The sequence below is a fragment of the Bifidobacterium sp. MSTE12 genome (genome assembly GCF_000513015.1).
Taxonomy (GTDB): Bacteria; Actinomycetota; Actinomycetes; order Actinomycetales; family Bifidobacteriaceae; genus Bifidobacterium; species Bifidobacterium dentium.
Genome location: NZ_AZYA01000011.1, coordinates 73724 through 97727, shown reverse-complemented (window position 1 = coordinate 97727; position 24004 = coordinate 73724). Strand labels below are relative to the sequence as shown.

The 24004-nt window shown below is 58.9% G+C and carries 19 protein-coding genes; 4 read left to right on the top strand and 15 right to left on the bottom strand.

Features of this window, described 5'->3' with window-relative positions:
* Positions 1-135 precede the first annotated feature (135 nt).
* Positions 136-1461, top strand: a complete 1326-nt coding sequence (locus tag HMPREF1494_RS03340) for a Na+/H+ antiporter NhaC family protein (protein WP_003840690.1) — start codon at positions 136-138, stop codon at positions 1459-1461.
* Here the strand turns inward: HMPREF1494_RS03340 and HMPREF1494_RS03335 are convergent.
* The 8 genes from HMPREF1494_RS03335 to HMPREF1494_RS03300 all read right to left on the bottom strand — a co-directional run bounded on the left by HMPREF1494_RS03335 (position 1406) and on the right by HMPREF1494_RS03300 (position 9698).
* A complete protein-coding gene (locus tag HMPREF1494_RS03335; RefSeq protein ID WP_034519567.1) occupies positions 1406-2470 on the bottom strand; it encodes a YeiH family protein in 1065 nt (354 codons plus the stop codon). The two genes, HMPREF1494_RS03340 and HMPREF1494_RS03335, sit on opposite strands and share 56 nt — an antisense overlap.
* A 33-nt stretch (positions 2471-2503) precedes the next feature.
* Complete coding sequence (locus HMPREF1494_RS03330; protein WP_034519564.1) at positions 2504-3454, bottom strand: DMT family transporter; 951 nt, start codon at positions 3452-3454, stop codon at positions 2504-2506.
* Positions 3455-3534: 80 nt separating this feature from the next.
* Positions 3535-4317: a hypothetical protein gene (locus HMPREF1494_RS03325; RefSeq protein ID WP_003840698.1), complete on the bottom strand. Its 783-nt coding sequence runs from the start codon at positions 4315-4317 to the stop codon at positions 3535-3537.
* Between the two features lie 226 nt (positions 4318-4543).
* Positions 4544-5650: a DUF1648 domain-containing protein gene (locus tag HMPREF1494_RS03320; RefSeq protein ID WP_034519559.1), complete on the bottom strand. Its 1107-nt coding sequence runs from the start codon at positions 5648-5650 to the stop codon at positions 4544-4546.
* Positions 5647-6099 (bottom strand): GntR family transcriptional regulator, encoded by a 453-nt coding sequence (locus tag HMPREF1494_RS03315; RefSeq protein ID WP_003840701.1) that lies wholly within the window; start codon positions 6097-6099, stop codon positions 5647-5649. The genes HMPREF1494_RS03320 and HMPREF1494_RS03315 overlap by 4 nt, the downstream gene beginning before the upstream one ends.
* A gap of 329 nt (positions 6100-6428) precedes the next feature.
* The gene (ychF, locus tag HMPREF1494_RS03310) at positions 6429-7526 is read right to left on the bottom strand and encodes a redox-regulated ATPase YchF (RefSeq protein ID WP_034519554.1); all 1098 of its coding nucleotides are present in this window, start codon (positions 7524-7526) and stop codon (positions 6429-6431) included.
* A gap of 17 nt (positions 7527-7543) precedes the next feature.
* Positions 7544-8344: a pyrroline-5-carboxylate reductase gene (gene proC, locus HMPREF1494_RS03305; protein ID WP_034519539.1), complete on the bottom strand. Its 801-nt coding sequence runs from the start codon at positions 8342-8344 to the stop codon at positions 7544-7546.
* Positions 8345-8360: 16 nt separating this feature from the next.
* A complete protein-coding gene (locus HMPREF1494_RS03300; protein WP_034519535.1) occupies positions 8361-9698 on the bottom strand; it encodes an alpha/beta fold hydrolase in 1338 nt (445 codons plus the stop codon).
* 229 nt (positions 9699-9927) lie between these two features.
* Here HMPREF1494_RS03300 and HMPREF1494_RS03295 point away from each other — a divergent pair, with 229 nt between their 5' ends.
* Positions 9928-12465 carry a sensor histidine kinase gene (locus HMPREF1494_RS03295; RefSeq protein ID WP_034519531.1) on the top strand — a complete coding sequence of 846 codons (2538 nt, stop codon included), beginning with the start codon at positions 9928-9930 and terminating at the stop codon, positions 12463-12465.
* A 30-nt stretch (positions 12466-12495) separates the two neighbouring features.
* Entirely contained in the window at positions 12496-13242 is a 747-nt protein-coding gene (locus tag HMPREF1494_RS03290; protein WP_003840710.1) for a response regulator, read from the top strand.
* Between the two features lie 133 nt (positions 13243-13375).
* On the opposite strand, the gene HMPREF1494_RS03285 is transcribed toward HMPREF1494_RS03290, so the two are convergent.
* From HMPREF1494_RS03285 to HMPREF1494_RS03255, 7 genes are all read right to left on the bottom strand, one after another.
* A complete protein-coding gene (locus HMPREF1494_RS03285; RefSeq protein ID WP_034519527.1) occupies positions 13376-16015 on the bottom strand; it encodes an ABC transporter permease in 2640 nt (879 codons plus the stop codon).
* Positions 16016-16064: 49 nt separating this feature from the next.
* A complete protein-coding gene (locus HMPREF1494_RS03280; protein WP_012902048.1) occupies positions 16065-16856 on the bottom strand; it encodes an ABC transporter ATP-binding protein in 792 nt (263 codons plus the stop codon).
* A gap of 119 nt (positions 16857-16975) precedes the next feature.
* Entirely contained in the window at positions 16976-17995 is a 1020-nt protein-coding gene (locus HMPREF1494_RS03275) for an Lrp/AsnC family transcriptional regulator (RefSeq protein WP_034519520.1), read from the bottom strand.
* Between the two features lie 12 nt (positions 17996-18007).
* Positions 18008-18817, bottom strand: a complete 810-nt coding sequence (locus HMPREF1494_RS03270) for an energy-coupling factor transporter transmembrane component T family protein (protein ID WP_034519517.1) — start codon at positions 18815-18817, stop codon at positions 18008-18010.
* The gene (locus HMPREF1494_RS03265) at positions 18817-20406 is read right to left on the bottom strand and encodes an ABC transporter ATP-binding protein (protein ID WP_034519513.1); all 1590 of its coding nucleotides are present in this window, start codon (positions 20404-20406) and stop codon (positions 18817-18819) included. The genes HMPREF1494_RS03270 and HMPREF1494_RS03265 overlap by 1 nt, the downstream gene beginning before the upstream one ends.
* Positions 20407-20528: 122 nt before the next feature.
* Positions 20529-21068, bottom strand: coding sequence for an ECF transporter S component (locus tag HMPREF1494_RS03260; protein ID WP_003840721.1), 540 nt, complete (start codon positions 21066-21068; stop codon positions 20529-20531).
* 281 nt (positions 21069-21349) lie between these two features.
* On the bottom strand, positions 21350-22660 hold the full coding sequence (locus HMPREF1494_RS03255; protein ID WP_003840723.1) for an O-acetylhomoserine aminocarboxypropyltransferase/cysteine synthase family protein: 1311 nt from the start codon (positions 22658-22660) through the stop codon (positions 21350-21352).
* A 329-nt stretch (positions 22661-22989) separates the two neighbouring features.
* Here HMPREF1494_RS03255 and HMPREF1494_RS03250 point away from each other — a divergent pair, with 329 nt between their 5' ends.
* The gene (locus HMPREF1494_RS03250) at positions 22990-23865 is read left to right on the top strand and encodes a bifunctional hydroxymethylpyrimidine kinase/phosphomethylpyrimidine kinase (RefSeq protein WP_012902044.1); all 876 of its coding nucleotides are present in this window, start codon (positions 22990-22992) and stop codon (positions 23863-23865) included.
* The last annotated feature ends 139 nt before the right edge of the window (positions 23866-24004 follow it).

Genomic DNA, 24004 nt, shown 5'->3' with positions numbered 1-24004 from the left:
CCTGTGACCCGAATCATATTATTTCGTAATAAGCCTGTTACCCTTGCAAAGGTTTCGTTCAAACCAATGCACCGGATGGGCTTCAGACACCCGATTCCGGCGCAACGCCAGCCATAGGCCGGGAAAAGGAGATTCATGGCCGAGATCGTCACCATGGCGCTGTTTTGCACGGCGCTTGTCGCATGTATCGCAGCCGGTATTTCCATAGTCCCGGCATTGGCTGTCGGCGTACTCGTCTTTCTCATTCATGGACGCCTGACCGGGCACGCTTGGAAGCCCATGCTTCGCAAGGGCTTCACCACCATGAAGGCGGCGAGCATCGTGGTGGTCACGTTCGTGCTAATAGGACTGTTGACCACGTTATGGCGCGCGGCCGGTACCGTGCCGTTCATCGTGGCGAACACGACGACCCTGATACGCCCGCATGTGGTGATCCTGCTGGCATTCCTGCTCAATTGCCTGATGTCGCTTTTGACCGGCTCATCATTCGCTTCGGCCGCGACCATGGGCGTGATCACCATGACGCTCGGAACATCCATGCAGGTCTCGCCGCTGTTCTTAGGCGGTGCAATTCTTTCCGGCGTGTATTTCGGCGATCGTTGCTCTCCTGTCTCCACCAGTGCGCAACTGGTCAAGACACTGACGCATACGAACATTTTCGACAATATTCGGCTCATGCTGCGTACAGCCGCGGTGCCGTTCGCGCTGACCTGCGTCGTCTACGCGGCGCTGGCGTTGTGTACGCATCCTTCCGTCGGCTCGATGGACGTGGCCGGCCTGTTCGCCGAGGCGTTCAACCTGCATTGGGTGACCGTGCTGCCGGCCGTGGTACTGATCGTTCTGGCGGTCGCACGCGTGGACGTGCGTCTCACGATGGGTGCCAGCATCTGCACGGCCTTGCCGATATGCCTATTCGTACAGCATATGGACTGGCTTTCCGTAGGCCGGGCGTTGATGCTCGGCTACCATTGTCCGAATGCACAGGTGGCGCCGCTGATCGACGGCGGCGGCGTCATCTCCATGATCAAGGTGATGTTGATCGTCTGCATTTCGTCATCATATTCCGGCATTTTTCAAGAAACAGGCCTGCTGGGCGGCGCACATCGCATGATCCGACGCATTGCGAACCGCGTCGGAGGATTCTGCGCCACGCTCATCACATCCATCGTGACGAGTTGTGTGGCATGCAATCAAACGTTGTCGATCATGCTCACCGACCAGCTATGCCGTGAAGTCGAACCGGACGAGCAGCGGCATGCAATCAATCTGGAAGACACCGCCGTAGTGGTGGCGCCGCTCATCCCCTGGTCGATTGCCGGCGCCGTGCCACTTGCCTCGGTCGGAGCCCCGACCGCCAGCCTGTCATTCGCATGCTTCCTATATCTGCTGCCGCTCTATCGTTGCATTAGAAGAAAACGAACGCCACACCGGCCGCAAAGCACATCAGCAGAATCGAAGTGAGGAAACTGGCGAGGAACGCTTTCCGTCCCTTTTTGGCGATGGCCTTGAAGTTCACGTTGATGCCGAGCGCGGCCATGGCCATGCCGAGCACGATATAGGCGAAATCCACCAGCTGCGGAGTGATCGTGGCGATGAACGGCACGAAAGTGCCGATGACGGAGGCACCGATGAAGCCAAGCATGAACCACGGGAACGAAACCTTACGTTTGCCGTCGGCCGGCATTTCGGAATGGTTCCTGTCCCACCAGACGGCGATGATGATGGCCACGAACACCAGCATGAGCACGCGAGAAAGCTTCATGATGGTGGCGATGTCAACCGCACCGAATGCGTCACCCGCGGCGACGGCGTGCGCGATTTCGTGCAGGGATGCGCCGGCGGTGATGCCCAGCTGCGTCTTGGTAAGACCGGTCAACGGGCCGAGTGCGATTTCCAGCAATGCGAAAATGGTGCCCATGATGGCGATGATGGCCACGGCCATCACCTCATTGTTCGCCTTGTCGTCCTCCTGCTCCGGCGGCACCTTGATGGAGCCGGACAGACCCATGACGGCCGCAGCGCCGCAGATGCCGGTGCCGCCCGCCACAAGAATCGCCAGCTGCGGATCGACGCCCAGCCTGCGGGCGATGCCATAGCATACGACGATGGTAAGCGCCACCACTGCAGCGGCGATCGGCAGACATTTGATACCTTGCGTGAACAGCACGGTCAGGTTGAGCTTGAAGCCAAGCAGAATGATGCCCAACCGTAGCAGCTTGTTGGAGATCACTCCGGCGGCATCCTTCACACCGGCCTTATGTTCGGCGGATCGGCCTACATACCATTGACGAATCGGAAACTGCACGATCATGCCGATCAGCAGCGCGATGATCAGCGCACCGAACAGGCTGAATCCCGGGAACTGCTTCAACCATGAGGCGATGAGCGACGCAAGCAGCGTCACAATACCGATGAAGACCATTTCTTTGGTGGCGATACGCTTCCACCACTTCTCGCAAAACTCTTTCACGAGATTCCAAGTCTTCCGGTGTCCACGGACAAACTATCGTCGTCGAGCCGGCAACTGAACTTCCGAGAGCAGAATGGCACCGAAAATCAGCGCGAAACCGCATACCGACGGAACGGTGAGACGCTCGCCGGCAAAGAGCACGGAAACGAGCATGGCGAAAATGCACTCGGTGCTCAGAATCACGGAAGCTTCGGAAGTGGGCAGATTCTGTATGGCGATCGTCTGGAACACCTGGGCGATCACCGTGGAGCCGACCACCAGATACCCGATGCACAGTATGATATCCCAACGCGCCCACGCCACGGACGGAGCACCTTCGAACAGCACGGCACCGCCGCCGAACAGCACGGTGCACCAGACGAATTCCATCAGCATCAATGCGATCGCATCGAAACCCCTGCCCATGAATCCGACCAGCACCAAGTTCAGGGCGAAGAAGAACGCGCCGATGATGGTCATGGTGTCACCGAAACTCATGTGCATGAGCTCGTCCCCGCCACCGCCGCTGAGCGACACGAGACCGATGCCGAACGCGCATACGAACGCGGCGACCAGATGCTGCCAGTTGGGACGTCTCCGAGTAAATGCCCAGACGATGAACGGCACCATTACGCAATACGTGTCGGTGAAGAAGCTGTTGCGCCCAGGCGACGTGGTTTCCAAGCCTTTGAGCTGGAACAGAAAACCCATCCAGTAGGTCAGGGCAAGCACCAGTCCGGGCATGACGTAACGGCGCAGACGGATTCTGCGCAACCGTGGAAAGAACACCATGGCCATGAGCAATGTGGCGGCACCCATGCGGAAGAACATCAGCCATTGCGTCGGCATATTATCCTGCGCATGCTTAAGCATGGTGTAGCCGGTACCCCACACAATGGCATTGACCAACATCATCACACGGGCGACCGGCTTGGATACGACAATGCCTTCCTGCTGTGGTTGCGCAACCTGCACGTTTTCTACGCCGTGGCTCACTTCGCTCATGGCGACCTACGCTTTCTCCCTCTCCGTCGTATATTCCACGTGCCACTGTATGCCCCTGCTGAAAAGCGACACGCGGACCGTTACTCGGCCTTGGAAGCTTGGCCGTCAACCCAGTTGTCGGCCATGGTGATGGCCTCGTCCAGGGTGACCTTGGCCGCCTTGTAGTACTTGGAATCCTTGACGCCGCCGTCATCGACGAGTTTCTGTCCGGCATCCACGGCCTTCGATAGGGCGTTGAGAAGTTTCCTGCCCGTCAATGTCGTATTGGAATCGTCAGACAACCGTTTGAGCAACCTCTGGGCCTTGTCGATGGATTCCTGCAGCTGCGTCTTGGCTTTACCCAGGGTCTTATCATCGGTTGCATTGCCGCTGTCGCCGGAGTTCGCTGAGGAATCGCCGCCTGAACTCGTATCGTCGGAGGCGTCACCTGAACCGTTCGACATGGAGGATCGGTTCTTGGATTGGATCTTCGCAAGACTGTCCTTCAACGACTCCGTGGCGCTGTTCAGCGTTTTTGACACCAGGTTGAGCTGCGTGATGGTTGCACTGGCGGAACATCCCTCGGTATCGACGGTACCTTCCGCACTGGTGGCCGCATCAGCAAACGCATCAAGGATGTCGTTGACTCCGAGCACGCTACGGACGAGCTTCTGCAGTTCGCCGCCGTTGTCGGAAGTGTCGAGAATCGCCTTGCGTGCGGAACTGAATTCGGCCACGGACTGACGGCATTCCGCCAACACCTCCCGCTGTTTGGCGTGATAGGCGTACGCTCCGACCGTACCCGCCGCGCCCAGCACCGCGATGATGGCCACGACAGCAAGCCAACGCGAACCCGAATGCCTCTCTTTCGCTTCATTCATCATGCATTCACCCCGAAGTCCCACGTTCGTTTCATAGCCGTTTGCCACCCTTATTGTAAGGCCCGATTCGAAACCAACCGTTCGAATCGGGCCCTATTGCTCTCAGCACAGTATGAGTACGGTGCAAAGCACCATCGCGTCACATCACCTTTCGGACACGGCGAATTTGAATTCGTTCATGTCGGCTTATGACATATCAGGCCATTCCAGTAGGACATCCATCGTTGATTCAACCTGAGATAATGGGCAATGCGAGGCCGACGATGAGCAACAGCGCCAACACCGCGCATATCAGCCAGACCAAGGGATGCGCCATGTTGAAAGTGTATCCGACCCCCATGCGCTTGGGCACCACGATGGCCGGATTTTCAGGCGAATAGTAGAACATGCCCAGCACCCATTCGTCGTCATCGTCATCGGCCATGTTGTTTCCGTCGTCGTTCTCGCCATCCAATCGCCATGTCCGAGAACCGCACTGACCGAAGACTACGGCAAGAACCAACTCCGCAACAATGATCGCCAATGCGATCAGCATCATCACCGAGCCCCATGCGCGAATATCCCACCAGTTCGCATACATGGGAATCAGTCCGACGAATCCGAGATTCGCCGTCAAGCCGACAATCAACACGTAGACGCTCCATGCGCGGGAGAAGCGTCCATATGCATAGCCGGAAATGGAAGGACGCTCCGGGTCGATTTGCCGCGGCGAATGGATGATCATTGCATGAACGGCGGTCATCGTCGCAGCCATGATGAGCTGTATCAGTAGGGGCATGCCAAGCACCACCCACAACGATTTATCCAGCCAATCATCGATCTGACCTGCAGCGTTCATGTGTATGGGCAGACGGTCGGGCATGCTGTCATACAGCATGAACGCGGAGGCGGTCATGATGCTGACCGGCACGAGGTGCAGCAATTCCCATTGCAGCCCCAGCGGCTCCGGACCGGCATTTTCGGCAAGGAACGCGGCGCGTTCGAACGTGGATGCCTTCCAGCCACGTTCATGTTTGATTCGCATGGTGCGCTTGCGATACTTCACAATCAGCGCGAATGAGGCCACGATCAACAGCAACGACATTGTCGTCACCGCAATGGTTCCACCGAGGGCTCCCCACAACACCAGGCAGGCGACGCTTGCGGCTACCGCCATCGCGCTTACCGATCCGGCATAAACGGTATATCCGATTTTCGCACGTCTGATCCCAGGGTCGTGTTGCGCCGAAACCGGTACGCTCACCCCGAAGCACACCGTGCGACGCACCACCCAAGGAGCGAGAGCCACACTGACGCCTTCCAACGCAACTATTACGACCATCATCCAATTTGTCATTGGAGCCCTTCCTCCGCTTCTTGATTGTCGGCATGATCCCCGGACCGGTCGATGGTTTCGTCCTGAAAAACGGCGGAAGCATTATGCTTCACATCGGCCATGAATTCGTCCAGCGAACCGCCATGGGCCTTGTATTCGACGGCGATGCGGTAGATATCGTCGCGCATGCGGCGCATTTCACGATCATGCTGCTGCGACAGGGAACCGACGTCGCGGGGCGCAACCATGGCGCCGGACCCTCGACGCATCACGATATGGCCTTCGTCTCTCAGCATGGCATAAGCCTTGTTCACCGTATGGAGATTGATGCCAAGATCTTTCGCCAGCCGACGCACCGAAGGCAGCATATCGCCCGGTTCAAGCTCGCCACGTGCCAGGCCGGCAATGATCTGCCGACGCAGTTGCTCATATAGAGGAAGGGCATCGGCCTTATCTACGGTGATAATCACATCCGTCCCTCTTTCCCATATTATTCTAGTTGATATAGAACAATATAACATTGTGATGACCGATCGTCAACAACGCAGCCATCCTCACGCCACGCATTCATGCCCCTACGAACACTTCCGACAATCAGGCGGCGCATGAGCAAGAAGAAAATCGTCACGGCAATCGTCGCATGCCCCCCGCAAGGGTACTCTAAAGGTACTCTTGCGTTGGCAACAGCCGCCCGAAACGTGGCGGAAACCGCCATTCCACGCGCATTCAAAAACGGCGCGGTTCCAACGGTCCCGAGGTCTGAGACCATTGCAATCACGCCGTTTTCGAGCGATTGGAATCAGTGCTTGCTAACGTTGAACTTGAATTCCACGATATCGCCGTCCTGCATCACGTAGTCGCGGCCTTCCTGTCGCAGCTTGCCTTCCTCCTTGATCTTCGTCATGGAGCCTTCGGCAGCCACGAAATCGTCATAGGAAACGATATCGGCCTTAATGAAGCCTGTTTCGAAATCGGTGTGAATCACGCCGGCGGCCTGCGGTGCAGTGTAGCCTTTGTGAATCTGCCAGGCGCGCACTTCCTTTTCTCCTGCGGTCAGGAAAGTAGACAGGCCGAGAGTGTCATAGCCCACGCGTGCCAGCTGGTCGAGACCGGACTCCTCCAACCCCGCATCGGCGAGCATCTCACGGGCGTCTTCCTCGTCCAGCTCGGTCAAATCGGCTTCGAACTGCGCATTGAGGAAGATGGCCGGAGCCGGGGCCACGGAGGCGGCGAGCTTGTCCTGCAATTCCTTGTTCTGCAGTTCGGAATCGTCCACGTTGAACACATAGATGAACGGCTTGGCACTCATCAGGTGCAGATCGTAGACGGAGTCCTTGTCGAAGCGACCCTCGCGAGCGGCCTTGTCGATGGTCTCACCGGATTCGAGAATGGCCTTGGCCTCCTTGACGGCCGCCATATAGGCCGGGTCGATCTTCTTGCCTCGCAGATCCTTCTCGAGTTTCGGCAATGCGTTTTCGATGGTCTGCAAATCGGCGAGGATCAATTCGGTGTTGATGGTGTCGATGTCATCGGCTGGGTCGACCTTGCCGTTGACGTGCACGATGTCATCATCCTCGAAAGCACGCACGACCTCACAGATCGCATCGGCCTCACGAATGTTGGCAAGGAACTTGTTACCCAACCCTTCGCCTTCGGAGGCACCCTTGACGATGCCTGCGATATCGACGAAGGTGACGGTGGCCGGCACGATCTTCTCGGTGTGCACGAGCTTGGCCAGGATCGGCAGACGATCGTCCGGCAACGGCACGATGCCGGTGTTCGGCTCGATGGTGGCGAACGGATAGTTCTCGGCCAGCACGTTGTTGCGGGTCAGTGCATTGAACATGGTGGACTTGCCGACATTCGGCAGTCCGACGATTCCGATAGTAAGAGACATGGTTCCCTAGCTTAGCTCTAGGCTTCGATGGCGTCGACGGCCTTGATGACCGCCCCTCTGAAGGCGCTTTCCTCGAGGGACGCCACACCCTTGATGGTGGTGCCGCCCGGCGAGCAAACGGCATCCTTCATGGCCCCCGGATGGGTTTCACTGGCCAGGTAAAGCGCACCGACGCCTTCGACCATCTTGGCGGCCAACCGGTATGCGGTGGCGCGCTGCAGGCCATATTTCACACCGGCGTCACCGAGCGCTTCGATGTACATGTCGGTGAAAGCCGGAGCGCAGCCGGCAATGCACATGGCGATGCCCATATGCGCGCTGTCGACGTGCTCGATCAGACTGATCGGCGCGAATAGCCGTTCGAAGGTCTCGGTCTGCGCTTCGGTGAGCGTATTGGCGATTTCGGTGACGAGCACGCCCTTGCCGACGGCCATCGGCGTATTCGGAATGGTGCATTGGACGTGTGCATCGACGAAGTCGGTTCCGAACAGTTCACGGAATTTGTTCAGATCCCAGCCGGCCGCAATGGACACGACGATCTTGCCCGGTTCGGCCAGCTCCTTCGCTATCGGCCCGATGACGCTTTCGATTTGGTACGGTTTGATTGCGATGACGATCACGTCGGCGGCTTCGGCCACTTCCGCTGCGGTGTGCAACGGCCGCGCACCCAGCTTGGCAGTAGTCCTTTCGAGCTTGTCATAATGTGCGGCGCAGGCCACGATGTCACCGCCGTTCACCACGCCGGCGTCGACCATGCCCGAAGCGATGGCTTGGGCCATATTGCCGTATCCGATGAATCCGATGGTTGGATTGGTCATTGCTTCTTTCCTTCGTCTAGAACAGTTCCTGCAGGTCACCGCGGTTCAGGGCCTCGTTGAAGATGTGCGCGAACACCACGGAGCCATGCACACCGTCATGTTCGAATTCATTAGTAGTCCAGTAATGTGAACGGGCCACGCGAGACAACGTGTCCAGCTGCAGTCCGGAATCGACGTACATATCGTCATAGTAGACGGCGGCCTGCAGCGGCACCTCGTTACGGGCCAGCTGGTCGGCATCATAGATCATCCCGAAATGCGTGTCCCCCATGAGCACGTCCATGGCCGGCTTGAACGGTCGAAGCGCATTCTCCCGTTCGAACATCCACGGAAACATGCATTCGCCGGTGAAGTTCAACGGGCGCACATCCGTGTTGAATTCCGGATGCTCGTCACGCACGCGCTGCGCCGCCCATCGAATCGGCTCATCGAGCTCGCCGTTGGCATAGATGAACTCCTGCAACGGCCAATACAGAGGGCGGGATGACGTGGCGTTCATGACGCCATGCAGAAATTCATTCGACACTTCGGATCCGGCGGATACGGAACCGTCACCGTCCAGGAATGCCTCATCAAGCATCCAATGCACACGCTCGAAACTGGGCTTCATGCCGAAGTCGGCGCCAAGGCATTGCAGACGTTCTACGGTCAGCGGATCGCCATTAGGCAAAACGACCTCCCGTGAATCCAGAATGTCGGCGAGCGCGGCAACGCGTTCCACATCCACTGGGTAACGCTCGTAGAACCGCTTCGTCTTCGATGCCATACGTGGGAAGGTGTGGCGGTACACGTCGGTGGCATCGGCGGGTACGTGCGGAATGCCACCGGTGGTAAAGCTGGCGATCACACCCTTCGGGAACAGCGACAGGTAGGTCAACGTCAGGAATCCGCCATAGCTCTGCCCCAGCGTGGCCCAACGTGCGCCGCCGAATTCGGTACGGCGCAGGTGTTCGAAATCACGAATGATCGAATCGGCGAGGAAATGCTTCAGGAATGCGGCTCCCGCTTCGCCATCCATGGTCTTCATGATGTGCGTATCGATGCGGGATGAGCGCCCGGTGCCGCGTTGGTCGGGCAGCACCACCCGGAAATGCCTGATGGCTTCCTCGATCCAGCCGTCGGACTGCGGGTTGAGCGGACGTGGCCCGCACCCGCCGGGGCCGCCTTGCAGGAAAATCAGTAACGGAAGCTCATCATGTACATGTTCGGGAGCGGTGACGACGCGGTAGAACAGACTGATTGACGGGCCATCGAAACCGTGGCCGGGTTCATGACCCGACCAGTCCAACGGCACTTTGATCGAATGGTCCTCAACATGCAATCCGGGCACGTAATACTCGGTCAGCAGCGTCATCGTGCATCCACCTTTCCTGATATCCCTTCTGCAGCGAACAGAACGGCGGGCGCATCGTCGACAAGGACGGCATGTGGGTTCGATTGCATTCATTTCCTCCCGTCGACGTCGCCGTCACCCTTGCCTTTCGCCGGAAAGGGTCGCTGGATCTTCCACCATACACGGCAGGCCCGTCTCATACCTGCGCATGATACCGTAATGGCCAGCCGCGCGTTACGCTTGAACCACTATGACTAGACTGCAGCGCCTGTTTTCGTGGATTCGCGGCCATGTGATCGTCGCAGACAGCATCATCACCGCATTGCTCGCCCTATTCATGTTTGGCCTTGGCAACAACATCGAGTTCAATCCCGGACTGCTGTATAACTATCCGGCGCAGGTGCAGATGGTCTGGTCGATCGCGTTGCTCGTTCCGCTCATCACGCGCCGGCGATGGCCTCAGATCAGCGCCTTGGCATTCGTGGTACTGGTGCTGCTGCATCTATTGTTCGGCCCATGCATGCTGATCACCGATTTTTTTGCGACGTTCATGCTGTATTCGGTGATTCTGTACGGCAACCCGCATAATTCGAAGGTGTTCATCGTGCTGGCATTCGCCGTCGATGGCCTGGCCTCAATCATCATGGGCTGGGCGATGACGGTCGGTCCGATCCTGGCCGTGGGCACCGGACAGTTCTCCGCCGTCGACGCAACGGTACTGAATGGTCTCTCCTCCTGCAACACCGTCTATTCCGGTCGGGGATTGTCGAACGACTGCACCGATACGATACTGCAGTACATGGTCATGATGTTCGTCGCCATCGCGCTGTGCTTGGCGTCGACGATCATCCTCGCCTACTGGCAGCGTGCCCGTCTGATGACGGTACGGATGATGCAGGAACGCAATGACGCGATTGCCGCGCGCGAGGTCGAGGAGCGCAATATCGCGGCGCTGGCGGAGCGTGCACGCATCGCGCGGGACATGCATGACGTGGTGGCGCATACGTTGTCGATCATCATCGTGCAGTCCGACGGTGGCCGGTACGCCGGCGCGAACGATCCCGTCGTGGCACGTTCCACCATGGAGACGATCAGACATGAATCCGAGCATGCGCTGCATGACATGACCAGACTTCTTGGCGTATTCGGCGGATCTCCCCATGCCGACTACGCCGATATCGACGCATTGATCGCACAGGCACGTACCGTGGCACCCGACACCGTCATCACACGGGAGATCATCGGAGATGCACGTCCCGACATGCTGGGAGATCGGACAAGCGTGGCCATCTACCACGTGATGCAGGAATCGTTGACGAACATCCGCAAATATGCGGGACCGAAGGTGACCGTACATGTCACGGAATCATGGGATGACGGCACATTGACCGTGACCGTCACGGATAGCGGGCGTGGCGCTTCGGCCGGATTGGACGGGCATGCGCCCGGCTACGGATTGACGGGCATGCGCGAACGCATCGAAGCCGTGGGAGGATCGGTGACGTTCGGCCCGAGGATAGGAGGCGGGTTCGCCGTATGCGCGACGGTGCCGTTCGCCACGAATGCCAGTGCGATGTCCTCGCACTCCTCATGCAAAGACGCCCATGCGGCGTCGATGGCGATTGACGGGCTGCCGGCCGACGCTCCGGCCATGCGGTTGTCTGAATACGGGACATCCGGCGAGACGAGAACGATCCTCTCGCCGAAGTTGCCGACCTTGCCGACGATGCAGACGATACGAGCCAGTCTGCGGTCCAAGCCGATCGCCCAGGCCATCGATATCTCCGGACGTCGGTTCAATTGGGTGGAGCGGCTTTCGCAATGGACGCAACGGCATTACGTCTTGGTGGACACCATCGTCACGGCGCTGCTCATCATGACGTTCGGCTCGGCGTCGATCAGCCTGTTCTCCTACGGCATGGGCCCGGAGCAGCTATCATTTCGCATGCTGATCGTCATGGAACTGCTGCCGTTATGCATGCGAAGGAGATTCCCGGAAAGCTGCGCGCTGATCATAGCCATACTCTCCACGTTGCAACTGATCGTTTTCGAACCCATCGATCTTGCCAATATCGTGGCCTCGATGAGCGCATTGCATGCGGCGGTACTGTACGGAAGGGAAAGAGCGTGGCGTTGGACCGGACTCGTCTCCATCATCAATGCTCTCTTGGTCGGCGTGAAGGTCATGCTGTCGCTGCTTGACTACCCGAGCATATCGGTTTTCCTGATACAAGGCATCATCACATACGAGCCGAGACGGACCACATGGCTCGCATCCGGGGCGATATTCACCGGCCTGGTCTACACCATGGCTGTCCTGGCTACATGCGGAGGCGTCATCGCCATGGCTCGATGGACCCGTTCCAGCTGCTCGAACGCACTCGTCCTGCAGGCAAGGGAGGAGGCATTGATCGCCGAACAGGACAAGCAGAAGATTCTTGCGGCGAATCTGGAACGGGATCGTATCAGCACGAACATTCAGTCGGAGGTCACCGCCACGCTTAACAGCGTCATCGACCAGACCATCTCCGGATTACGCATGCTCGATGAAGCCAAGGCACACGGTGAAGAGCCCTCGGCGGAATCGATCGCGTCTGCGTTCGCGGCCATCGGAAGTCAGGGGCGTGAAGCATTGGCCCATATGCGCCAACTGCTGCGGGTACTGCGCGAGACCGGATTCAGCGATGAGGCTCATGCCGGCAAGTCCGAAGAGATGCGGCTCAAACCCGCTGCCTCATTGGACGAACAGATGAAATCAGGGTTTTTTCGGGGTATGTTCCAACGCTGACGGCGCAATGCTGCCGATAAGGTGGAAGGCATGAGTGAAGAGCAGAGAATTCGCGTGATCATCGCCGACGATCAGGAACTGGTACGCGCCGGTTTCGCCATGGTAATCGGCTCGCAGCCCGACATGATGGTCGCCGGTCAGGCTCGCGACGGAGCGGAAGCGGTGGCCTTGGCCGAAACACTGCATCCCGATGTGGTGCTGATGGATGTGCGCATGCCCGGCATGGACGGCATCGAAGCGACACGCCAGATCAGTTCATTGCAACATCGTTTCGCCGCAACCGGAGCGCAAACCGGCCCGCGGCGGACCCGTGTGATCATTTTGACGACGTTCGATCTGGACGAATACGTGATGGCCGCCATCAATGCCGGAGCATCCGGTTTCCTGCTCAAGGACACTGAACCGGAAACGTTGCTCAATTCGATTCGCACCGTATTCCAAGGCAATGCGATCATCGCACCGTCCGCAACGAAACGACTGATTGAAAGAATGATGGAAGGTGGGCTGACCGATCAAGACTCCCTCACCATCCCCGCGTCGGCGGACACTGCACCATCACGGCCGGCATATACTGACCCGGAACTGGATGAACTGACCGATCGTGAGCGTGAGGTCCTCATCGAAATCGCACACGGTCTGTCCAATCAGGAAATCGCCGACCGGTTGTTCATCAGCCTGCCGACGGTGAAAACGCACGTGGCGCATATCCTGTCGAAGATCAACGCCCGCGATCGTGTGCAGGCGGTCGTCTTCGCCTACGAAAACCATCTGGTGTGACAGTTTCATCGGCACTGCAAAAAACGATTCATAACCACGGAAACCGGCCTGTTTATGACATATCTGCGTCATAAACAGGCCGGTTTCCGTGGTTATGGACCGGTTTCACGGCCAGAACCGCTCATTGAGGATCCTAGGCCTCTGCAAGCGCTTCGACCGGCGGGGCGTTCACCGCACGTCGCGCCGGAAACACGCTGGCAAGCAGCGAGGCAGCGGCGGCCACACCCAACACGATGCCGTTGACGGTCCATTCGAACGGGAACGCCACCGTGCCGTACATGCTGAACACCACATACGAGCCGAGCCAGCCGAACAGGGTGCCGAGTATCACGCCGACCACGCCGGACACCAGTGAGATGAGCAACGCCTCCACGCCCAGTGAACGCCTGAGCTGGCCTCGGGTCATGCCGATGGCGCGCAGGGTGGCGGATTCACGGGTGCGTTCGATCACGGACAGCGACAGCGTGTTGGCCACGCCGACCAGTGCGATGAGCACGGCCACGGCGATCAGACCCACCATGAGCATCATCATGGAATCAATCGTCTTCCCCCACTGCGCACGTTCGGCGATCGGACCGGATACGGTTGCGTCGGTGCTCTTCGAGAGTGCGGATTGGAGGCTGTCGAATACACCGCTGAGCGTAGTGCCGGTTTCGTTGATCTTTACCAGCAATGTGTGCGAGTTCGTATCGAGATCGCCATTCGTGAAATGGCTCCCATCCACGAATCCCACGGCACCGTACCCGCTGGAGATGCGCCGGTAGTCGGCCTGTTTGACCTTGAGTTCGAGCGTGCGTTTCGTGTCGCCGTTCTCATCCCATGCAGTGCCAAAGGTGGCGGTTCCCTGACGGAACGTCATCCGTTTGCCGCTTTGCGCATTGTATTGCGGCATGAGCACGGTACCGGCATCGATGGTGGAGTCGCCCAGATCCGCTCGAATCACGTTTTGCAACTCGCCGATGTTCTTCACGCCGATAAGCAGCGTACTGGCGGAGACACTGCCATCGGAGCCTTTCAGCTGTACGTTGGCGGATGGAGCATATACGACGTCCGTCACGCCCTTGACTGCCTTGACGGCGCTGGCCATCTGCTGGCTGATGTCACTTCCCGTAGCCACGACATCGACGCTGTAGCGGGTGGCGAGCGCATCGTTCATGGTCTCCTTGGCGCTGGCGGCACCGGTGGCGATGGTGGAGACGAGCGTCACGCCGATGAGCAATGCGGCTCCGGTAGCGGCGATGCGACGCGGATTCTTCTGGATATTGGCATGGGCCACCTTGGCGGAGGGACCGGACAGCGCTACCAGCGCGCCGACGCCTTTCATGAATATCGGCAGCCAGAAGACGGCGGTAAGCACGAGTCCCAGAAACACAAGTCCGGCACCGGCGATGGCGGCAAGCAGGATCACGACGAACCGATTGCCGCTGAGCATATCGATATCGCCGGTGGTCTGCATCTGCCATATCGAGAACGCCACAAGCGCGATACCAACCACGACGAACAACATGCCGAAGATGGCGCGCGCACGACCGGAGCGACGATCATCGGTCAGTTCGAGCGGACGTAACGCCTCCAGAGGGGTCACCGACGTCGCGGAACGTGCGGAACCCAAGGAGGCGAGCACGGTCATGATGGCGCCGAATGCGATCGGCACCACGAACACCTGCCAGGAGAAGATCAGATGCATGGTCTGCTTCATGACGCCGCTGGCGCACACGATTCCCATAAGCGCGCACCCGAACGCCACGCCCAACATGGATGCGATCAAGCCGAGCAGGCAGGATTCAAGCAGCACGGAGGCATACAGCTGCCCTTTCTTCGCGCCGATGGTGCGTAGCAGGGCAAGCGTACGGCGACGTTGGGCCACGAGTACCTGGAAGGTGTTGGCGATGACGAGTGCCGCCACGAGCATGGCCAGCACGCCGAAGCACAGCAGGAAGATGGTGACGATGCTGGTTTCGCCCACACCGATGCTCTTTATGTAGGCATTGCTGACTTCCTGACGCGACATGAGACTGAAATGTTTCGGCAGAAGCCCGTTCACCTCGTGGATGGTTTTCGCGGATACCGTATTGCCGTCCTTGGCGAGGTCGAGGTAGACCATGGTGGCCACTGCGGAATTGAAGTCGCTCACTCCCTGCATCCGTGCGATGAGGTTGTCGGAAGCCACGATCGCGCCTCCATAATATGAGTAGACGCCATTGGGATCGGAGGTGATGCCGACCACCCGCACGTTCTCGGCCTGGGCCTTGCCGCCCTCGTCGTCGGTGGCGTAACGCGAGGTCAGTGTCACGGTATCGCCGATGTTCACGCCCAGCTGTTTGATGATGTTGCTCGGCAACGCGACTTCGTTGCTGTCGATGGGCCGGCTGCCTTCGGTGATGTCGACCGGCAGCAGTTTGCCGTTCCGTGCGGTGGAGATGGCCTCGCCGCTGACATTGTTGCCTGCTTTGGAGACGGTTACGCCGCTTTCCAAGGCGACCCGCACGCCGTCGACGCCTTCGATGCCGTTCATCCGGTCGAGGTGGAAGTCACCGACGGTCGTAGAATACACGTCATTCAGTGCTTGCTCACTCAACCCATCGGTGGAGGGGCTGATCGCATAGTTCGCCTTGCCGAACATGGAGGTCGCCTGGCGGGAAAGCGAATCGTTCATGGCGTTGCCGAACAGGAAAGTGCTGGCGATGAACGCCGTGCCGATCATGATGGCGATGCCGGCCGGGATGAGCATGCGTCTGGTCTTGCGCATGAGTTTTATTGTGATGGACCACATGGTTGCCGTCGTTCCTTCTTCAGATTCTTGAACCGTTGTAATGCGCCGGTCAGCCGGCGTGACGTGCATTGGACGCGTTCCGCGTGGAAAGCTCTCGTTCCTTCATCAGCAGATCACTCATCTGGTCGGCGGTCGGATCGTCGACATCGGCCACGATGCGACCATCCGCGAACACGATGGCGCGGTCGGCATAGGAGGCCGCGACGGGGTCATGCGTAACCATGATGATGGTCTGTCCGAGCTCGTTGACGGAACGTTTCAGGAAGCTCAATACCTCAGCACTGGATATGGAGTCGAGATTGCCGGTCGGCTCATCGGCGAACACCAGCTGCGGCTTGGTGATCAGGGCGCGCGCGATGGCAACGCGCTGCTGCTGACCACCCGACAATTCGTTCGGCCGGTGATGCAGACGTTCCTTCAATCCGAGTGTCTCGACCAGCAGGGCCAGCCATTGCCGGTCCGGCTTCTCACCGGCCAAGGTAAGCGGCATGAGGATGTTCTGTTCCGCGGTGAACATCGGCAGCAGGTTGAAGCTTTGGAAGATGAATCCGATCTTATGACGACGCAACAGGGTGAGCTGATTGTCGTTCAATCGCGTCAGATCGTCGCCATCGAACACGATGTGGCCGCCGGTGGCCGAATCCAACCCCGCCAGCGTATGCATCAACGTGGATTTGCCGGAGCCGGACGGCCCCATGATCGCGGTGAACCTGCCACGCTCGAAGCGTACGTTCACGTCGCGCAGCGCATGCACGACGTTTTCGCCACGGCCGTAATCCTTGACGAGGTCCACGGCCTCGATGGCCGTATCGTTGGTTTGCAGTACGTCCCTGATATCCATGTCATTGTTCCTTTCCTCGGACATATCTCCAAAGGTAGGGAACGATGACGTTTCCCGACATCATGCGCCGGTCTGACTTTTCATCTCATCCTTGAGTATGATGACCTCTAGGGGTACGGTCAGTCATCCAGCAACACGCCCTCCCGCGGCGGCTCCAACCAGTAGGATTCCTTCTCCACACTGACCGTGGATGCCCACCAGGTCTGCTCGACGCCCGGCAGGGAACGGATGGATTCGTCGACCACACGCCACAGATCCTCATCGTCATCGGCGATGATCTCGATAAGATAGTCGGCTCCGTTCAGTCCGACTCCGCTCATCGCGTAGGTGACCTCGTCGATGTCGAGCAGCTGTTCGGCATCGAGACGATACGGGGGCTTGATGCCGATGCCGAGGAACGCCTGGCGGAATCCGCCGAGTCGCATGGGACTGACGGTGGCCATGATGCGCATCACCCCGGAATCCTCCAGTTTCTTGATACGCCCGCGAATGGCGGTATGCGTCACGCCGAGGCTCTCCCCCAACGCCGCATAGCTGGCCCTGCCATCCTTCTGCAACTGATTGAAGGTGTGCACGAAGCGTGCATCCAGACGATGCACCGGTATATCGGTGCCGACGCTCGCCTCGCGTTTCGTCATGAAACCGCGCTCCCCCTGCGCCGCCAGAAGACGGTTGACCACACTGACATTATGGTCGTCAAGCACCAGTCGTCCGCAGGAGAATACCTGGATGCGCGTCAACCCCGGCAGGGAACGCAGCTCATGCTTCAGGAAGCGGTCCATGCCTTCGGCCGAATACACCACCGCCTCGGCGATGATGTCGGCATCGCCCAGCGCACAGACCACGTAGGTGACCTGCGGCAACGATTTCAGTGCGGCCAATGCCTCATCGCGATGACCGTTGACGCGCAACCCCACCAATATCTGGCAGTAGTTGGCCAAACTTAACGGGTTAGCCACCGGAACGATGGTCATGATATTCGATTCGGTCAAACGCCGGTAGCTTTCCGTGGCCGCGTACACGGAAATGCCCACCTTGTCGGCGAGCGCCTGCATGGTCATGCGTCCGTTGCATTGCAGGGCCGAAACCACTTTGAGATCACGGGCGCTGATTGCCATACGGTTGATTTCCTGCATCATCGCATACCCCCATTAGAGCCATATCATTAACCATACACTGCATACGATCGCAGCCACGGTGATGAGCAACATTACCCAATCCTGCACACACATATGCAGTTTTACACGATAGGTGCGCCTGACTCCCGTAAGGTTGAGACCGCGCGATTCCATGGCCCAGCCCACGCTTTGGCTCATCTTGTAGGCACGGATGAGTACGGCGATGATGATCGGCAGATATGATGTGAAGCGGTCGACGATGCGTACGACCGCATTGCGTTTCCTGCCGGTCGCGGTGACCTTGCCGCTAAGGTCGAGCCCTCGGGCGCGCTGTGCGGCCGAGACCGACTGGAAGATGGAGAAAAACACCGGAATGTACCGTAGCGCGGTGGCAAGGGTGAGGCCCGCCTTGTATGGCACTCCCAATGAGACAAGCCCACGGATGAATTTGGGCTGGTCGGTGGTGAACAGCGTGATGAAGCAGGCGAAGCCGAGTGCCGGGATGCGCAGGCCCATCACCGCGGCCATGAGCAGGTTCTCCTGGGTGAGCCTCAACCACCCCCAGCGCCACAGCACATGTGTGCCGGAAGTGTCGAAAATCGGCCATAGCACAACGATGAGCACGATGATTAGGGCAAGGATCTTCCACACCCAGGCGATACGTTCCGCAGGCACATGGTCGGTGATGAGCATGATGTGCTCGATGACGAGAATCGCGGCGATGAACATCCAGTTGCGCCAGACCAGGCACAGTAACAGCATGGCTACGGATATGAGGAATTTCACGCGCGGGTCGGCACGATGCAGCCAACCGTCGCCGGGAACATACAGATCGGCGTCCATCAGCGCTTCCTCCCTGTCTTGTTGTGATGTTTGGAGATCTTTCTGAGTCCATGCGTATTTGTGATCGGTTCATGCCGTTCGTGCTGGTCGGCTTGCGGATGCTGCGCCGATCCGGTTTTGTCTATCGGACCGAACTGCACGACATGGCCATCCTGCAACTGCAGCACATGGGAGCAGTATCGGTAGACGGCACGCATATCGTGGCTAATCATCACTATGGTGGTGCCCTGCTCGTTCAACCGTTTGATTGCGCCAAGGAAACGCTGCGAAAGCCTGTGATCGAGGCCTGCCGTTGGCTCGTCCAACACCAGAATCGGCGTGCGCATGGCCAGTACGGAAGCCAATGCCACCGCGCGTCGTTCACCGTAGCCAAGCGTGGCCGGCGACACCTCCTCATAGCGGTGCAGGTCGAACAGCGTCATCATCTCATCCACCCGCCTGAATACGGTTCCACCGTCCAATCCGAGTGCCGTAGGACCGAACGAGATCTCTTCGCGCGTGCTGGAGCAGAAGATCTGGTGGTCGGGATTCTGGAACACGAAGCCGACATGTGCCGCCATTTCGCCTACGCTGTGCTTCGCCACGTCAAGCCCATCCACCGTGATGGTGCCGCGGTCAGGTTTGAGCAGACCGTTGAGATGCTTGGCCAACGTGGTCTTGCCGGAACCGTTTCGGCCGATGAGTCCGACGAAGGAGCCGGGCATGATGCGGACGCTCACGTCGTCAAGCGCTGCGGAAGCGTTGCCTCCTTCCGTATAACGATGCGTCACATGCTCCATGGCGATGACGGGTTCGCCGGCGGCCGCTTCCGGCATCGCAACGATTCTCGGCAATGGGTCGGCCGCCACTTCGACGCCTGCGGATTCAAGCATGGCGCGTTCACGGGTGAACATGCGCGCGTCGCCGTTGCGCACGAGTTCGCCATTGACCAGAAACAGCACCTGATCGGCCCAGCGTGCGATATGTTCGGTATCCTGTTCGGCCATGACCACGGTCAGCTGACGGGTTCGGCGAATGCGCTCGAGCGCGTCGAACACCTCCTGCTTGCCCTCCGGATCGAGCGCGGCGGTCGGTTCATCGAGAATCAGCACGTCGGGTTCGGCCGCCAGAGCCGCGGCGATGGCCACACGCTGCATCTGCCCGCCCGACAGGCTGATAGGCACGCGCTTGCGGTAACCGGTCATGCCGACCAGTTCAAGCATGTCATCGATGCGACGGTCCATGGTTTCGGGGTCAATGCCTCGGTTTTCCAAGGGGAAGGCGATCTCATCCTCTACGGAGGCGCAGAACAGTTGGGATTCCGGATCCTGCTGCACGTATCCGACGTGTTGGGAAAGCTGCGAGACCGAGTATCGGGCGGTGTTCATGCCGTTGACCACGACGGTGCCGCTCATCGTGCCATCGGCAAGATTGGGGATGATGCCGGCCAACGCCATGCACAACGTGGATTTTCCGGCTCCCGTCGGGCCGATGACGCCTACGAACGAGCCGGATGGAACATCGAAGTCGATATGCCTCAGACTCTCGACGGCCTTACCCCCGTCCGTTAACGGCGCATACTTCCACCCTAGGTCGCGAACCGTGATCATGCCACTCACCCCATGCTCCTATTGACACGCTTCGTTCAGATTCCGACAAGCAAAACCCGTGGGCTCCCCCATTCAACGGTGAATCCCACGGGTCTGACATCTTTCTCAGAATAATGTATCACTCACTCACTGGTCTTGATGCCGAGATTGCCCATTCGCGCCAACGGCGGATACGCTTTGCGAACGGCGGAAAACAGCGCCAGTCCCACAATCAGGCCAACCACCATCTGGAAGGAGTTTCCCAAAATCTCCCCAAGCGCCGGACCGAAGCCGGACAGGATGCCCCCTGCGATGAAGTAGCCGAACACCTTCCACACTCCGGCCACCAAGGAACCGGCGATGATGTTGAATGGCTTGAACTCCCTGATGATCAACCCTGCGATGACCGCCTGCAGACCATCGATGACGAACGTGAAGATGGCCCATTGCGGATATCCGGAAATCAGATCGGACAACGCCGGACCGAGACCGCCGACGATGCCGCCGACCCATGGACCGAACGCATAGGCGCTGAAGAAGATCATGGTGTCGGACAGGTTCAGATAGCCACGGGTCGGGGTCGGGATCTTCACGAACATGGTCAGCACGGTGGTAACGGCCGTCATGATGGCGATGAGCGGAATGATGTTGGCCCGCAGCGTCTTCTTGATTCCAGTGGCCATGGATACCTTCTTTCTCACTTTAACAAATCGTCAATATCTCAATCAATATCATATATTTTGAAATGAATTCTAGTTTTTTTATTCAAAAGATAAAAAATCGATATTGTTTTTCGTGACAATCGAGATGATATACCATCCATGCTACAAACCATCACATCCGTTTTACCGACGACATACGGGCAACATGAAGGGTCCCGCGCTTCGCAGGAAGCACGGGACCCCCATCCTACGACCTTACGGTCGCATGCGGAACCACCCCTTCGCTAGGTCCCGCAGGTCGGTCACTCGGCCAGGCCGGAGGCACGCAGGGCCTCGAAGCCGCCCTTCAGATCATCGAGAATGTCGTCGATGTTCTCGATGCCGATGGACAGGCGGATGGTGCCCTGGTGAATGCCCTGGTCCTCGAGCTCCTCAAGGGTCTCCTGGGAGTGCGTGGTGGAGGCCGGATGGATCACCAGGCTCTTGGCGTCGGCCACGTTGGCCAGCAGGCTGAACAGGTGCAGGTTGTCGATGAACACGCGTGCCGCATCCTTGCCGCCCTTGATGTCGAAGGTGAAGATGGAGCCGCCGCCGTTCGGGAAGTACCGCTTGTACAGATCGTTATCCTTGCGGCCTTCGATGGACGGATGGGAGATGGATTCGACCTCCGGAACGGTCTTCAGGTAGTCGATGACCTTCAGGGCGTTCTCGACATGGCGCTCGACGCGCAGGGACAGGGTCTCAGTGCCCTGCAGCAGCAGGAAGGCCGCGAACGGGGACAGGGTGGCACCGGTGTCACGCAGCAGAATGGCACGCACACGGGTCACGAACGCCGCACCGCCGAGAGCCTCGTAGAAGTTCAGGCCGTGGTAGGACGGATCCGGCTCGGTCAGAGTCGGGAACTTGCCCGGCACCTCGGCCCAGTTGAAGTTGCCGCCTTCCACGATGACGCCGCCGAGGGTGGTGCCATGGCCGCCGATGAACTTGGTGGCCGACTCCACCACGACGTCCGCGCCGTGCTCCAGCGGACGGAACAGATAAGGCGTGGCGAAGGTGTTGTCGACGATCACCGGCAGATGGTGCTTATGGGCGATGGCGGTGATGGCTTCGAAGTCCGGCAGGTCGGCGTTCGGGTTGCCGAAGGTCTCGAAATAGACGAGCTTGGTGTTCTCCTGGATGGCATCCTCGAACTCCTGCGGGTTCTCGGCGGAGACGAAGGTGGTGGTGATGCCGTCGCGCGGCAGGGTGTGACGCAGCAGGTTGAAGGTGCCGCCATAGATGTTCTTGGCCGCCACGATGTGGTCGCCGCTCTGGGTGATGTTACGCACGGCATACTCCACGGCGGCGGCGCCGGAAGCGACCGCCAGGCCGGCGGTACCGCCTTCGAGGGCGGCGATGCGATCCTCGAACACACCCTGGGTGGAGTTGGTCAGACGGCCGTAGATGTTGCCCGGGTCAGCCAGACCGAAGCGGGCCTCGGCGTGATCGAAGTTATGGAAGACGTAGCTGGTGGTCTGGTAGATCGGCACCGCGCGGGAGTCGGTGGCCGGGTCGGCCTGCTCCTGTCCGACATGCAGCTGCAACGTCTCAAAACGGTAGTTCTCGTTTGCCATGGTGGTCTCCTTCGGATGGATTCGTGCCTGATATTCGACCTTCCGCCCTGCCGTGCGCTTGGCGGTTGGTCGGGTGTTGCTAGCGACAATAAACCGGGGGTGAAGCCCGGCGCAAGCCGAACGTTATCGCGCTTACCTATACCCCTTTATAAAGCGTTGGAATCATTGGCTTCCCACCTTGCCGTTCACCTCGAAAACCTTCTGCACAGGCCGACGACACGCCGATGTCGGGGCGAATCGAATCCGTGGCGTCGAAAACGGTTTCCTCCCAAGGTCAACGCACCGGCTAAAGTCGTTCAACAGATATGACCGACGGAAGAGGTTTCGATATGAGCGACGAGATTCTGTACGACCGTGACCCACAGTACATTCCGCGTGTGGCCGCAGTGCATGACATGTGTGGCTATGGCAAATGTTCGCTGACGGCGGCCATTCCGATTCTGTCGGCGGCCGGTTGCGACGTGTGCCCGGTGCCGACGGCGTTGTTTTCCGCGCATACGCGCTATACGGTCTTCACGTTCCACGATACGACCGAGATCCTGGACGGCTATCTGGATGCATGGCGCAAGGAGAACGTCGAGTTGGACGGCGTCTACTCCGGCTTCCTCGGTTCCGCGGATCAGGTCGCGATCATCAGGCGTCTGTATGACGAATATCCGCACGCCTTGCGATTGGTGGACCCGGTGATGGGCGACGGCGGGCAGATCTATGCCACCTACACGCCCGAACTGTGCGAGGCGATGGGTTCGCTGGTCGACGGCGCGGATGTGCTGATGCCGAATCTGACCGAGGCCTCCCTGCTGACGGACCGCGCATATCCCGGACAGAACATTTCGGATGCCCAGGTGAACGACATCATCGACGCACTGCTGTTACGTGGCGCGAAAAACGTAGTGCTCAAGGGAATCGATCGAAACGACGGCAAGATTCGCAACTATGTCGCGTCCGCGATATCGGGAGCCTCGGGCAAGCAGGAACTGGCACACGACAAGCTTCCGTTCATGACGCATGGCACCGGTGATGCGTTCGCCTCGGCCCTGTGCGGGGCTGTGATGGCCGGCAGGTCTCTGGGTGAATCCGCGTATATCGCCGGCGAATTCGTACGTCACGCCATGGAAAGCACACAATATCAGCCGCACCACGACGAACGTGGCGTCAGCTTCGAATTGAATCTGGGAGAGCTGACGGGACTCGTGCGCCGTTAGTCCTTCCGCGATGCTCCCTCATGGTTCGGGCGTGTTGTGGATTGTTGTGGATTGATGATCGCCATCCACCGGCAATCCACAACACGCCCGAAGACGTTCGACTTATCCACATTCGCCATTCGGCCTTGCCTCGGGACAT